The organism is Pseudohaemophilus paraphrohaemolyticus (genome assembly GCF_003253115.1).
Taxonomy (GTDB): Bacteria; Pseudomonadota; Gammaproteobacteria; order Enterobacterales; family Pasteurellaceae; genus Haemophilus_A; species Haemophilus_A paraphrohaemolyticus_A.
This window is the reverse complement of record NZ_QEQF01000005.1, coordinates 78224-92391: the sequence shown is the minus strand read 5'-3', so window position 1 is coordinate 92391 and position 14168 is coordinate 78224. Positions and strand designations below refer to the sequence as shown.

The following is a 14168-nucleotide window of genomic DNA, read 5'->3' as shown; positions in this document are numbered from 1 at the left end:
AAGAACTATTCTCATTTTCTAAAATTTCCGTATAATACAAACGTTTTCGTTAAACAGGAGTATGTATGAAAAAAACCACTAAAGCCATTTTAGCTTCCCTTTGTTTATTCGGTGCATCTGTTGCACAGGCGGTCACGGTAATGGATGAGAAAGGGGAATTTACAATTAATAAAACCCCAACGCGTGTGGTTGCATTGGAGTATTCGTTTGTGGATGCCTTAGCACAAGTAGGCGTAAGCCCTGTAGGTGTAGCGGATGACAATGATATGAACCGCATTTTAAAAGAAGTGCGTGAAAAAATTCAGCCGTGGCAATCAGTCGGTAGCCGTTCACAGCCGAGCCTTGAAGTGATTGCATCTCTTAAACCTGATTTAATTATTGCGGATCCTTCTCGCCACACCGCCGTGTATGAAGAATTGAAAAAAATCGCACCAACGATGATGTTTGATTCTCGCCACGAGAGCTATCAAGACAACCTACAAACCGCTCAGAAAATCGGTGATGTGGTTGGCAAAAGTGCAGAAATGAAAGCAAAAATTGCGGAACATAACGCTTTTATCGCAAAAGTAAAAGCCAACATTAAAGTAAACAGCGATAGCGTGATTTACGGCACGTCTCGCGAAGATAAATTCACCTTCCAAAATAATACTGCTTATGTGCCAACTTTCTTGGCAGAGCTTGGTTTTAAACCTGCGGCATTGCCAAACAATGATAAAGCCTTGGTGGAAATCAACCTTGAGCAACTCGTAACTTTACAGCCGAAATGGTTGTTTATTTCTCACTATCGTGATGAAAGTATCGCCCGCAAATGGGAAGCAGAGTCGCTTTGGAAAGCCATTCCTGCGGTGAAAGCGAACCACGTTTACCCTGTGGATCAATACGTTTGGGCACGCGGTCGCGGTATTGAAGCAAGTAAAATTATGGCACAACAAGTTGAACAATTTGTGAATCAAAAATAATGTGGTGCACAACTTTCCGTTGGGCGTTGCCCCTTCTATTATTGGCTTCCCTACTGTGGGGAAGCCTGTTTTTGTATTATCCTATCGAAATTCAACCGCTTGCAGCCCTACAGGCCTTCCTGCCTGATGGCGATGAGCTGGCGAAAATCACGGTGGTAGATTTACGCTTCCCGCGAGCCTTGGTTGGAATAGCGTTGGGGGCAACCCTTGCTGTGGCGGGTGCGTTGTTGCAAACCATCACTCGCAATCCATTGGCTTCGCCTTCTTTACTGAGTGTGAACTCAGGGGCAGCGTTGGCGATGGTGTTGGTCACAACCATCAGCCCTGCCTTGGCGAAAGGTTATAGCATTGCCTTTGTTGCGGCACTTGGCGGTGGCTTAAGCTGGCTGACAGTGATGTTAATCAGTAACGGTTGGCGAGACAACCAAGGCGACCGCAGCCGCATGATTTTAGCAGGGATTGCAGTTTCGCTATTATGTGCCGCATTGACCAAACTCACGCTAATTGTGGCGGAAGATCACGCCTTCGGCATTATGAGCTGGCTGGCCGGGGGCATTTCCCACGCTCGTTGGGGGGAATGGCAAATTCTCTATCCATTCTTGATTTTGACCGCACTTTTCAGCCTTGTGTTTGCTGGGCAGCTCAATCTGTTAAGTTTAAGCGATGAATCCGCCCGCTCTTTAGGAGTGAATCTACTCCGCCTGCGTTGGTATGCCAACATTATGGCGTTGCTGATTGTCGGTGCAGCCGTGAGTGTAGCGGGTCCGATTGCCTTTATCGGCTTGCTCGTGCCACATTTGGCACGTTATTGGGTGGGTTACGACTTACGCAAAGCCTTGCCGATGGCGATGTTACTTGGGGCGATTTTGATGCTCGCTGCGGATCTGATTGCAAGAGCGGTCAATTTTCCGAGTGAAGTCCCTGCGGGGGCAGTGCTTGCCCTAGTGGGTGCACCTGTGTTTGTATTATTTGCAAGAGGGAGAAAATAATGCACCGCTTATCGAATGGAAAAATTCTCCTGTTTTATGGCATCGCGTTGTTGATGGTGGCGGGTCTGTTTGTGTTCAGCCTTCAAGCAGGGGCTTATACGCTCTCTTTTGCGGAAATTCAAGCCGCCTTCCACCCGAACGATAAAAACTATTTCACCCTGATGGAATACCGTCTGCCACGTGCCTTGCTCGCGATTGTGATTGGCGGCGCCCTGGCAATGTCAGGCGTATTAGTGCAAAGTGTGGTACGTAACCCGCTGGCTTCACCTGATATTTTGGGAATTAACAACGCAGCAGGCTTGGTTGCCGTGTCGGCTCTGATTTTCTTGCCAAACCTTGCCTTTTATTGGGTTCCCGTATTCGCCTTTGTAGGCGGAGCCTTGTCTTTTGTGTTGTTATGGGTTGTCTGCGGTTTTCGATTTCGCCCGATTAAAATGGCAATTATCGGCGTGGCGATCTCTGCCCTGTGGGCGGCAATCAGCCATTATTTAATGCTCACCAATCCTGTGGAAATCAACACTGCGATGTTATGGCTCACCGGCAGCCTGTGGGGCAGAAGCTGGGCGTATGCTAATGTAGTGTTGCCGTGGTTGCTGGTGCTATTGCCGATGGCGTTTTTCTTATGTCGTGATTTAGACACCCTCGGCTTAGGCGAAAATAAAGCCTCCACCTTGGGCGTGGGCGTGAATAAAGTGCAAATTATCGTGCTGGTTCTCGCCGTTGCCCTTTCCACCACTGCCGTGGCAATTTGCGGTTCGATTGCCTTTTTAGGCTTAGTCGCCCCGCACTTGGCACGCCGTTTAGTAGGCGGTCGTCACCGTAATTTATTGCCCGCTGCACTCTTTATTGGAGCAATTTTATTGCAAGTTTCGGATATTTTGGCACGCGTAATCACGCCACCTACCGAACTACCTGCGGGCGTTCTCACCGCCATTATCGGTGCACCGTATTTCTTCTATTTATTGATGAGAACCAAATAATGACAATTGAGATTAAAAATTTACAACTTGCCTATGGAGACTGCCCGATTGTGCATAATTTGTCGCTCAGCTTCCCGAAAAATAAAGTGATTGGGCTTCTCGGTCCAAACGGCTGCGGTAAATCAACCACACTAAAAGCGGTAGCACGTTTGCTCAAACCAAAACAAGGCATCATTACTTATCAAGGCTATGATATTTGGCAAAAAACTCCGAAAGAATATGCAAAATCGCTTGCTTTTCTACCGCAGCAGCATTTGGTGCCTGAAGGCATTAGCGTACGCGAATTGGTGGCTTACGGGCGTTCGCCTTATCTTAATTTGTGGGGCAAACTCAGCCAAAAAGATGAAGATTTAGTAAATTGGGCGATGCAACAAACCCGCACCACTGAGCTTGCCGACAAATTGGTTTCCGACCTTTCAGGAGGGCAACAGCAACGGGTGTTCTTGGCAATGACCTTGGCACAAGATGCGGAAATTGTGTTGCTGGATGAACCGACAACCTATCTCGACCTCAACCGCCAAGCGGATTTGATGGCGATGATGCGTCAAATGCAACAAAACGGCAAAACCGTGATCACCGTGTTGCACGATCTCAACCAAGCCTGCCGCTATTGCGATCACCTCATAATTTTCAAGGACGGTAACCTGATGGCACAAGGTTCCCCTGATGAAGTGATGAGCGTAGAACTCCTCAAACAGGTGTTTGACTTAGACGTAGAAATTCACCGCGATCCGGTGAGTAGTACGCCGATGTTTATGTTGAAGTAATAATAGATATGATATTTAATTTATCAATTCGAATTAAAATGTGATTTTATTAGCTGATGTCATAGACGAAATGAAGGCATATTCACTTTGATGAATATGCCCAATCTTCAAATTAATCCACCAATTTGGTTCCATATAAGTAAGTGTAACCAAATGGGCTTTGTTTGTAACCTTGCACGCGTTTGCTGGTTGGGGCAAAGTTAATCGAGTGAGCCACGTTAATCCACGGTGCTTGCTCGTTTAAAAGCACCTGAGCTTGTTCGTAAAGTTTGGTACGCTCGCCTTTGTCCGATAAACCTATCGCTTTATCTAATAAAGCATCTAACTCTGGGCTATTAAAACGTGCGTAGTTGCTGTTGCCTATGTTTGATGAACCAAATAAAGGCGATAAGAAGTTATCAGGATCGCCATTATCGCCAGACCAGCCGTAAGTCCCTGCCGTTAATTCGCCTGCTTTAGTACGTTTAATGTAGTCCCCCCATTCGTAGGTCACTAATTTCGCTTTTACGCCAATTTTTTCCCAGTCTGCTTGAATAATTTCTGACATACGGCGTGGATTTGGGTTAGATGCACGCACTACAGGCTGTACCCAAAGCTCGGTTTCAAAACCGTTTGGATAACCCGCTTCGGCTAAAAGCTGTTTCGCTTTTTCGATATTTTGCTCAGACTCAGGTAAACTTGCATTATAGCCCCAAATTGTTGGCGGTAATGGACTTTTCGCAGCCACGCCCGCACCTTGATAAACCACATCAATAATCGCTTTTTTATCGACTGCAAGGTTCAAGGCTTGACGCACTTTTACATTATCAAATGGGGCTTTTTCCGTGTTGAAAGCAACATAAGCGATATTTAAACCTGGGTTTGAAAGCAAGTTCACTTTCGGATCGGTTTTCATTTTTTCGATGTCGGTTGCATTCGGGAAATCGATAAAATCGCACTGTCCTGCTTGCAATTTCGCATAACGCGTGGTCGCATCTGGCACGATTTCAAAGATCAAGCGGTCGAAATCTGCCTTGCCATTCCAATAATCTTTAAATGCGATATAGCGACTTGCTTGATCTAACACATAACCTGTAAACGCAAATGGTCCTGTGCCGATTGGCGTGGTATCTACGGTTTCAGGTTTGCCCGCTTTCAACATAGCATCGGCATATTCAGCTGAATAGATGGAGGTAAAATCCATCCCTAAGCTTGAAAGGAAGGTTGAATCTGGCTTGTTTAGTGTAAATTTCACCGTGTTGTCGTCTACTTTTTCAACTGCTTTTAACAGCGTTGGGAATTTCATCGCTTTGAAGTACGGATAAGTTGCTTTCGATACATTGTGATATGGGTGGTTGGGATCAAGCTGGCGGTTAAATGAGAACACTACATCGTCCGCATTCAACTCACGACTAGGGGTAAATTCTTTGTTTGAGTGGAATTTCACGCCTTTACGTAAATGGAAAGTATAAGTTAAGCCATCATCTGAAATTTCCCAATTTTCTGCTAAAGCAGGCTCAATTTCGGTTGAACCGCGTTTAAACTCAACTAAGCGGTTGTAAACCTGTTGTGAGCTGGCATTGTAAGAGATGCCATCCATCGCTAATGCTGGGCTGAAATATTGTGGCGAACGGCTCACGCAGTTCACAAATGTTTTTTCTGCAGCAGGCTTCATGGTGGTTTTATTTTCGTTTTTATCATCACAAGCCGCAAGTGCAAAGGCAGCAACTAAAGCGGTAGAGATGGCGGTTAATTTGGTAAATTTCATAAAGACCTCAAATTTAATGAGTGAAAAATTGAGGAGAGAGTATCTGTAATCTTAAGGTGTGTAAAGAATGATTTGATTGTCTTTATAACGAAATGATATGAAAAACAAAGATATTTTGTGATCAACTTCACATTTTCTAAATAACTCCCCTTAATTGGGAACGCTCCGATCTACTTCAAGCCATAAAAGCGTATAATTCGCCACAGCCTATTTTTTATACTAAGCAGAAGGTTTTTCTTATGGCAAATCTCGGCATCGTGATGGGAATCTTACCAAGCGTTGATTAAACTTCGCAAGGAATTGCCGATTTGAACCGAGGGCAACTACACTGATTTACTCCCATCACACGAAAGCGTTTGGGTATATCGACGACAAGCGAACGGGCAAACTTTAACCGTGTTAGCGAATTTGAGCAACCAAGCGCAAAAAATTGAATTGAGCGTGAAAGGCGAAGTGTTGATGAATAATAATGATGAATTGAAAATGCGGGAAAATACAGTGGTATTGAAACTGTATTAAGCGGTGTATTTGTTGGCATAATTTGCGATTTATATTTGGCGGATAGTATCCGCCAATTTTTTAAATCACCTCTAGGGCTTCCAACGCATATAAAATCCCATCTTCACGAATATCTTTGGTCACAAAATCCGCAAAAGGTTTGAGCTCTGGTTCGGCATTGCCCATTACCACGCCAAAGCCAACCGTTTCCAACATTTCCACATCATTTAGCCCATCACCAAATGCCATTGCATTTTCAATGCTAAAACCGAAATGGTTGATGATATCTTGAATACCACGAGCTTTGGAGTTGTCTTTAAGCAAAATATCTACTGCATTTTCATTCCAGCGCACTGCTTTTAAATCCGAGCCCAATACGCCTGCATCTATCACTTCTTGTGCTCGCTCTTCAGAGTAATAAGCCAACATTTGCACGGTGGTGTCTTTAAGATAGAACTTCGGATCCACAATGTAATCTTTGGTAATTGGCGAGGTAGTATTCCAAACGATTTCATTATTTTCCGACACGGCAATTGTGTTACGGCTAACAAAAGCGTAAGTAATTCCCAATTTTTCCAGCTTTTCGACCGCTTGTTGAATACGTTCCACGCTTAAGCGATAGTCTGAAACCTGCCTGCCTTGGTAAAGATTATCTTGCCCGTTGATGGTTACAAAAAGCTCAAAGCCATCTTTGTTCATCAGAGGTTTCAGTGCTTCGGGAAAGCCCTCATAATTTCGCCCTGTGGCAATGGCGGGAATAATGCCCTTCGCTTTGAGGCGTGGAAGTACCTGTTCCGTAATTGAGGTAGGAATACGAGTTTCGTCTTTGATGTAAAGGGTATAGTCGATGTCGAAAAAGACAATTTTAATGGGGGCTGTTGGTTTTTTCATAAGATTAGCCGAATGATAAAAGCGGTAGAATCTTGTTGAGCATTTGCAAACTGCTTATCAAAATCTACCGCTTGTTGCGAGGAGAAATTATTTGGTTAATTGAACCAAAATACGACGTACTGGCTCTGCGGCACCCCATAATAATTGATCGCCTACGGTGAAGGCTGCCAAGTATTCAGGACCCATCGCCAATTTGCGAAGTCGTCCCACTGGTACGCTTAATGTACCTGTTACTTTCGCAGGCGTTAATTCGCGTAATGTGGTTTCTTTGTCGTTTGGAATCACTTTTACCCATTCGTTATGTGAAGCGATGATTTGCTCAATTTCCGCTAATGGTAAATCTTTTTTAAGCTTAATGGTGAACGCTTGGCTATGGCAACGTAATGCACCGATACGCACGCATAAACCATCCACAGGAATTGGATTGTCGCTTAAACCAAGAATTTTGTTGGTTTCTGCATAACCTTTCCATTCTTCTTTAGTTTGTCCTGTTTCTGGAAGAAGTTTGTCAATCCAAGGGATTAAGCTGCCGCCTAATGCTGCACCAAAGTTTTCGGTTGGGAAACTATCAGAACGCATTTCTGCCGTCACTTTACGTTCAATATCTAAAATAGATGAAGCAGGGTCTTTTAATTCACTTGAAACCGCCTGTTCTAATAAGCCCATTTGTGAGAGCAATTCACGCATATTTTTCGCACCCGCACCTGAAGCGGCTTGGTAGGTTGCCACCGAAATCCATTCCACTAAATCTTTTTCGAATAAACCACCGATTGCCATTAACATCAAGCTCACTGTGCAGTTACCACCCACAAAGGTTTTCACGCCGTTTTTCAAGCCTTCAGAAATCACGTGTTGGTTCACTGGGTCTAATACGATGATGGCATCTTTTTCCATACGAAGGGCAGAGGCCGCATCAATCCAATAGCCATTCCAGCCTGCTGCACGTAATTTTGGATAAACTTCATTGGTGTAATCGCCACCTTGGCAGGTTACGATAATGTCTAATTTGGCTAAGTCTTCAATATCGAAAGCGTTTTTTAACTCGCCTGCATCTTTACCTGCAAACACAGGAGCTTTTTGCCCCGCTTGTGAAGTAGTGAAGAAAACGGGGTTGATGTTTGCAAAGTCATTTTCTTGAACCATACGATCCATTAACACAGACCCTACCATTCCACGCCAACCGATAAAACCGACATTTTGCATTGTGTTGCTCCTGAATAATTAAATAATGTTGTTTTGAGTGATAGCTTGCATAAATACAAGATTTTTGATGAAAATGCAATGCAAAAATGCAATGTTTTTGCCGATTACTTTATTCTAGATAAAATAAAATAAAAGTGGTTAGAATATAACCACCGATAACGGTGCTTTTTTAAGAGGAAATTAGGATGAAAATCAAAACAGCATTAGCGGTCATTTTAGGCGGATTATTTGCAACTTCTGTGGCAAACGCAAATGAGCCTGCAAAATTAGTGGTGAAAGTGCAACAATTGGATGTACAACACGGCAACAAAGATGTGGGTACGGTTGAAATTACCGAGTCTCCTTACGGTTTAGTGTTCACTCCAAATCTAACTGGTTTAGCAGAAGGTTTACATGGTTTCCATATTCACGAAAACCCAAGCTGTGAGCCAAAAGAGAAAGACGGCAAACTTACCGCTGGTTTAGCAGCAGGCGGTCACTGGAACCCAACCAATGCGAAAGGTCACGGTTTCCCGTGGTCTGACGATGCACACTTAGGCGACCTTCCAGCCTTAACTGTGTTACATGATGGCACAGCAACACAACCTGTACTTGCCCCACGCTTGAAAAAATTAGATGAAGTGAAAAATCACGCGATTATGATTCACGCAGGCGGCGATAACCATTCCGATCACCCTGCAGCTCTTGGCGGTGGCGGTGCGCGTATGGCGTGTGGTGTGATTAGATAATCTTACCGATAAGCATAAAAATGGGCGGAAATGATCCGCCCTATTTTTGTTTTATAGCCCTAATTGGTTTAATTTATCCGCTTCCGCTTTAAACTCTTCAATCGCTTTTTTATCGAAGAAATATTGTGTGCCACAACATTCGCATTGCATATCAATCACGCCATTCTTTTCGGCTAACATTTCTTCAATTTCTTCCGTTGGCAATAATAAAATGGCATTACCAGAGCGTTCGCGTGAACAACCACATTTGAACTCGGTATTTTTCGGTTCATAAACTTGCACGTGCTCTTCGTGGTATAAGCGATAGAGTAGTTCTTCTGCGGTTAAGCCGAATAGCTCTTCATCTTTCACGGTTTCAGTTAAAGTGGCTAAATGCTCAAAATCTTCAGGCGTTCCTGTGCCGTCTGGCATAATTTGGAGCAACATTCCGCCAGCCACCGCTTTGCCTTCATATTCGCCAGTGCGAATCACTAAATGCGTTTGCAACTGCTCGGAACGCACGAAATAATCTTCTAAACATTTGCGAATTGTCGGTTTATCTAAGCCGATCACGCCTTGATAGCGTTCGCCATCGGTTGGAATGATAGAAATCACTAACACACCATTGCCGATCATTTCGTGTAAAGTGGCGGTTTCTGCTACTTCACCTTCTACGCGCGCTAATGCACGTAATTGCTGTTGCTCATTGCCATTTACCACCGCTAATTTTAACGGACCATCGCCCTGAATTTGTACGGTAATGGTGCCTTCAAATTTCATTGTTGCGGTTAAAAGGCTGGTTGCGACCAACATTTCGCCCAATAAATTTTGCACTACGATTGGGTAGTGATGGGTATTTAATGTTTCGGTAAAAGTATCATTTAAGCGTACCCATTCGCCACGCACAGCACGGTTTTGGAATAAGTAGCGATAGAGTTTATCGTTGTCTTGTTTGTACATAATGTTCCTTAAAATAAAAAAGCCCCTTACATAAAGGGGAATGTATGTTGCACACAATATGGAGGTACTTTTGCAAATTACAAGATGTGCTCTTTAAATTTGACTAACTCTCGACGCTCTTTCTTATTCGGGCGACGCTCAGGATGCGGCATTGAGAGGGCATTTGCCTTGCGAGCAAACGTAATCGCTTCACGCTGTTTCACGCTTTTTTCAGTTTCTTGATAAAGCAGTTGTGTTTCTGGTGCACCTCGGCGTTGAGTGCTTAAGGCGGTAACAATAATCTCTTTTTCTTCATTACCTTGACGTAGTTTGATTGTCGCACCGATTTCAACCGCTTTGCTGACTTTGGCTCGTTGACCGTTGTAGTGCACCTTTCCGCCCTCAATCATTGCTTTGGCAATCGAACGCGTTTTGTAAAAACGTGCTGCCCAAAGCCATTTATCAAGGCGCACTTCGTTATCTGATTGATTTTCGGTATTTTTCTTCATTGTTTGATTTTGCTTAATTTTTCTAAGGTTTTCAGTATATCAGCCTCTATCTTTTATGGACACTTTTTGTTACGCTTTTATCGGTATAAAGGTATAAAACATTAAAAAGGAGAAAAATATGGCATTGACTACACAATCTCTCGCCAAGTTTGGCTTAACTGCATTATCGGCATTTATTTTAACCGCTTGTGGAAGTAGTGGTGGCGGAAATAATAGTTCAGCACCTGCTGAAAATCTAGCACCACAAGTACAACAGCCTTCTAAACAGCAACAATCAAATCAACCTGCTCAAACAGTAAAACCTCAGCAAAGTAGTGGTGGCGGAAATAATAGTTCAGCACCTGCTGAAAATCCAGCACCACAAGTACAACAGCCTTCTAAACAGCAACAATCAAATCAACCTGCTCAAACAGTAAAATCTCAGCAATCTACAGAAACTCAAAAACCAGTTCAGCCTAAAATTGAACCAAAACCAGAGAAACCCAAAGTAAATACAAGTGGCACAGGAGCTTATAGTTTCATTAATGAAATAGAAGGCAATGTTTCAGGTTTTGAAAAAGACATTCCTATCTATTCTTTAACCAGTTTCAATATGAATACGATTGATATTGATGGCATAAAAATTGAAATTCCGTCTGATGAATACCTAAACAATACTTGGGCAAGTTTTTCTAAAAAAGGGGAAACAAAAGATAAAGATAGAGAAGTAAACGTCTGTTGTGAAAAAAACTCAGATGTCCGTTTTGGTATTATTAGTTCTGTTGATTCGGAGGATATCCCAACCTATATGTTCTATAACGGTAATCCAACTCAAGTAATGCCAACAAGAAAAGCAATATATTCGGGGGATGTGATCTTTATGGGCGATTTTGATGGTAAGGATGATAATAAAATTGGATACCCAGTAGGAAAATCAGAATTTACTGTCAATTTCGGAGAGAAAAAACTCTCAGGCTCGTTAACAACACCGAACCAAAAAGTGATTAATATCAATGCTGATATTATCAACAATGCATTCGTTGGATCAGCAACATCAAACCACTTTAAAGCTGATGCAAAAGTTGAAGTGCAAGGTAAATTCTTTGGTGAAAACGCTAAAGAGTTAGGCGGTATTGCTGAATCTCACGATAACCATTTTGGCGCAGCATTTGGTGCTAAAAAACAAGGGTCTGTACTAGATAACGACTAAAAATCCCATTTAGGTTAGAATAAACCAATGAGAAAAAGTCGCTTAAGTCAGCATAAACAAAATAAACTCATTGAACTGTTTGTCGTAGGTGTCACAGCAAGAACAGCCAGTGAATTGGTTAATGTAAACAAAAATACAGCCGCTTATTACTTTTATCGATTACGCTTACTCATCTATCAAACAAGCCCACGTTTTGGAAAATTTTGCTGAAAATCATAACTACATAAACGGAATTGAGCATTTTGGGAATCAAGTAAAACGTCATTTACGTAAGCTTAATGGCATTTCTAAGGAGCATTTTGAGCTGTATTTAAAGGAATGTGAATGACGTTTTAACAACAGTGAAATAAAATCTCAAATTTCAATTTTAAAACAATTAGTTAAGGGGGCTGGTTATCTAGTACAGCTCCCCAAATTTTTTTACTAACTCTTTACATTGAGTATAAGAGTTATTATCATTTCCTATATCTCCTACTTTCTTATTCGGATATTTTAGTTTTTATAATCTAACATTCCTTCACACGAAAACAATCACACTTATGAAACACATAGCATCTAAACTCGCCCTTGTACGGTGATCATAAAATTCAACTGAACGTTTTAATTAGCATAATAGCTTACAAGCGGTCAGCTTTTCTCAAATTTTGACCAAATTGGTTAAGGATAATGTATGAAATCTATAAAAATGAAACTTTCACCTTTACGCCTTGCTATGCTTACAGCATTAGTAAGCAATGCAATGGCAGAAGAGCAATCACTCGAACTTGCCCCGATTGTAGTAACCGCTTCAGGAGCTGTACAAGAATTGCGTGATGCACCTGCAAGCATTAGTGTAATCAGCCAAGCCCAGCTAAAAAAACACCCTTCCAATCGTTTAGAAAATGCACTCCAAGATATTCCAGGGGTAAATGTAAGTGGCAGTAATGCGAATAAATCAGACATTTCTATTCGTGGTCTACCTGCCGATTACACTTTAATTATGGTGGATGGACACCGCCAAAATACGCGTGAATCTCGTCCAAATGGTAATGGTGGATTTGAAGGGGCATTCATTCCGCCTGTGAGTGCAATTGAACGTATTGAGGTCGTGCGTGGACCAATGTCTTCACTTTATGGTTCTGATGCAATGGGTGGTGTCGTCAATATCATTACTAAAAATGCGACAAAAGAATGGACTGGCTCATTTTCTAGCGGTTTTACCGTTCACGATAAATCTGAATTTGGTGATGGCTATCACGGCGATTTCTTTGTTTCAGGTCCGCTAATTAGCAATGTATTGGGGTTGCAAGTTTATGGTGGCGGTAACTATCGTCAAGAAGATCGCCTGATTGGAGCATCAAACAAAAACAAAGATGGCAACCTTAACGCCAAATTAACCTTTACCCCTGTGGATAAACAAACCTTTATCTTTGAAGCAGGTCGTCATCGCCTATCTAAAGATGAAACCCCAGGAAAAACCATTGATTTAACCACAACACGTGGGGCTTCAGTAACAAAAAACAGCCCAAGCACTACCCGTGCAACCCGCAACCATTGGTCTTTCACTCACCAAGCAGATTGGGATTTTATGACCTCGGAACTTAGCTTCTCGCAAGAAGTGGCTAAACGTGAGGTGATGGTGAATGATGTGATGAACAGCCGTAAGCCAGAAATCAAAAACAATGTATTTGATGCGAAATTTATGTTGCCACTTTCTAACCATTTCTTCGTCTTTGGTGGACAAGCACAACAAGCAAAATTACAAGATGATTCTGTGACAAAAGTGCAAACTAGAACATTATCAAATGGCAAAAAGGCATCACAAGCGATGTTTGAAAACAGCAAAAATAGCATCAAGCAATCGGCATTCTTCTTAGAAGATCGCATTGATATTGGTGAACATCTGTTGCTTACTCTCGGCTCTCGCTTTGAAAACCACGAAAAATATGGCACACATTGGACGCCTAGAGCTTATGCGATCTACCACTTCAATGATAACTTTACCTTTAAAGCTGGGGTAGCTAAAGCCTTTAAAGCACCAAGCATTCGTGAAATCAGCGAAAGCTATGTAACCTCTACCGAAGCCGGTGCAGGTGTCATTTATGGGAATAAAAATCTCAAACCTGAAACGAGTGTAAACCAAGAGGTTACTTTCGCTTACAGCAATAATAACGGCTATAGTTCAAGCATTACCTTGTTTAATACTGATTTCAGAAATAAATTAACTAGCCACTACACAGGTAAGGCTGATCCTGTAACAGGAGCTAAATTGTATGAATATGCCAATGTAGGACGTGCGAATGTGAAAGGGGTGGAAATGGCTGCTCATATTCCTTTCAACGAACATTGGAATGCGGATTTAAGCTACACTTACCAACACTCTAAACGCCAATCTGATGAAGATGTCTCTGCCTCTAAAGTCAGTTTGCGCGGTTTACCGTTGGATAACACACCAAAACATTCTGCTAGTGCGAAGCTAAATTGGGATATGAGCGATGCCTTCACAGCCTATACTCGTGTGGCATATAAAGGCAAACAAATTTGGGCAAATCCACGTAATGGCGATAATAAAAATCCATTCCGTACCCGCAAGGCTTATACTACTGTTGATTTAGGTGCAACTTACCAATTTAACCCGAATGTTGCTCTTACTATGGCAGTGTTAAATATCGGCAATCACATTGGAGAGCGTGTGAACACCAATGGGGGCAGCTGGACAGTAGAAGATGGACGCCGTTTATGGACTAACCTTAACGTTACCTTTTAATCAGTTGGGAATTAGCAACATTTAGGCTTTCTAAATGTTGCTGA

Annotated in this window: 12 protein-coding genes and 2 pseudogenes; 9 read left to right on the top strand and 5 right to left on the bottom strand. The window is 42.5% G+C overall.

All coding sequences use genetic code 11. The features are described from left to right. Positions 1-65 precede the first annotated feature (65 nt). From DPV92_RS06295 to fecE, 4 genes are read left to right on the top strand one after another with little or no spacing between them, the layout of a single operon-like run. On the top strand, positions 66-959 hold the full coding sequence (locus DPV92_RS06295; protein ID WP_111354147.1) for a Fe(3+) dicitrate ABC transporter substrate-binding protein: 894 nt from the start codon (positions 66-68) through the stop codon (positions 957-959). Next, positions 959-1948, top strand: coding sequence for an iron-dicitrate ABC transporter permease FecC (gene fecC, locus DPV92_RS06290; protein ID WP_111354146.1), 990 nt, complete (start codon positions 959-961; stop codon positions 1946-1948). The genes DPV92_RS06295 and fecC overlap by 1 nt, the downstream gene beginning before the upstream one ends. After that, positions 1948-2928, top strand: a complete 981-nt coding sequence (fecD, locus tag DPV92_RS06285; protein ID WP_111354145.1) for a Fe(3+) dicitrate ABC transporter permease subunit FecD — start codon at positions 1948-1950, stop codon at positions 2926-2928. Before fecC ends, fecD begins: the two co-directional genes overlap by 1 nt. Next, positions 2928-3695 (top strand): Fe(3+) dicitrate ABC transporter ATP-binding protein FecE, encoded by a 768-nt coding sequence (gene fecE / locus DPV92_RS06280; RefSeq protein ID WP_111354144.1) that lies wholly within the window; start codon positions 2928-2930, stop codon positions 3693-3695. Before fecD ends, fecE begins: the two co-directional genes overlap by 1 nt. Before the next feature lie 112 nt (positions 3696-3807). Here fecE and DPV92_RS06275 read toward each other — a convergent pair whose 3' ends face one another. Next, positions 3808-5442: an ABC transporter substrate-binding protein gene (locus tag DPV92_RS06275; RefSeq protein ID WP_111354143.1), complete on the bottom strand. Its 1635-nt coding sequence runs from the start codon at positions 5440-5442 to the stop codon at positions 3808-3810. Between the two features lie 330 nt (positions 5443-5772). On the opposite strand from DPV92_RS06275, the pseudogene DPV92_RS06270 reads away from it, so the two are divergent. Further along, a pseudogene (locus tag DPV92_RS06270) lies at positions 5773-5961 on the top strand (alpha-glucosidase C-terminal domain-containing protein); the annotation flags it as partial. Positions 5962-6021: 60 nt separating this feature from the next. Here DPV92_RS06270 and DPV92_RS06265 read toward each other — a convergent pair. Both DPV92_RS06265 and asd read right to left on the bottom strand, forming a co-directional pair. Next, positions 6022-6831, bottom strand: a complete 810-nt coding sequence (locus DPV92_RS06265; protein WP_111354142.1) for a Cof-type HAD-IIB family hydrolase — start codon at positions 6829-6831, stop codon at positions 6022-6024. 87 nt (positions 6832-6918) lie between these two features. Continuing rightward, positions 6919-8034 carry an aspartate-semialdehyde dehydrogenase gene (asd, locus tag DPV92_RS06260; RefSeq protein ID WP_111354141.1) on the bottom strand — a complete coding sequence of 372 codons (1116 nt, stop codon included), beginning with the start codon at positions 8032-8034 and terminating at the stop codon, positions 6919-6921. 185 nt (positions 8035-8219) lie between these two features. Between asd and sodC the strand changes: the two genes are divergently transcribed. Further along, positions 8220-8762 carry a superoxide dismutase family protein gene (sodC, locus tag DPV92_RS06255; RefSeq protein WP_111354140.1) on the top strand — a complete coding sequence of 181 codons (543 nt, stop codon included), beginning with the start codon at positions 8220-8222 and terminating at the stop codon, positions 8760-8762. 51 nt (positions 8763-8813) lie between these two features. On the opposite strand, the gene hslO is transcribed toward sodC, so the two are convergent. Further along, on the bottom strand, positions 8814-9704 hold the full coding sequence (gene hslO, locus DPV92_RS06250) for an Hsp33 family molecular chaperone HslO (protein WP_111354180.1): 891 nt from the start codon (positions 9702-9704) through the stop codon (positions 8814-8816). A gap of 74 nt (positions 9705-9778) precedes the next feature. Then, on the bottom strand, positions 9779-10189 hold the full coding sequence (gene hslR, locus DPV92_RS06245; protein ID WP_111354139.1) for a ribosome-associated heat shock protein Hsp15: 411 nt from the start codon (positions 10187-10189) through the stop codon (positions 9779-9781). Positions 10190-10307: 118 nt separating this feature from the next. Between hslR and DPV92_RS06240 the strand changes: the two genes are divergently transcribed. From DPV92_RS06240 to DPV92_RS06230, 3 genes and pseudogenes are all read left to right on the top strand, one after another. Continuing rightward, positions 10308-11378, top strand: a complete 1071-nt coding sequence (locus DPV92_RS06240) for a Slam-dependent surface lipoprotein (RefSeq protein ID WP_111354138.1) — start codon at positions 10308-10310, stop codon at positions 11376-11378. A gap of 27 nt (positions 11379-11405) precedes the next feature. Next, positions 11406-11805, top strand: a pseudogene (locus tag DPV92_RS06235) (hypothetical protein). A gap of 243 nt (positions 11806-12048) precedes the next feature. Next, complete coding sequence (locus DPV92_RS06230) at positions 12049-14124, top strand: TonB-dependent receptor domain-containing protein (RefSeq protein ID WP_111354137.1); 2076 nt, start codon at positions 12049-12051, stop codon at positions 14122-14124. Positions 14125-14168: the final 44 nt, after the last annotated feature.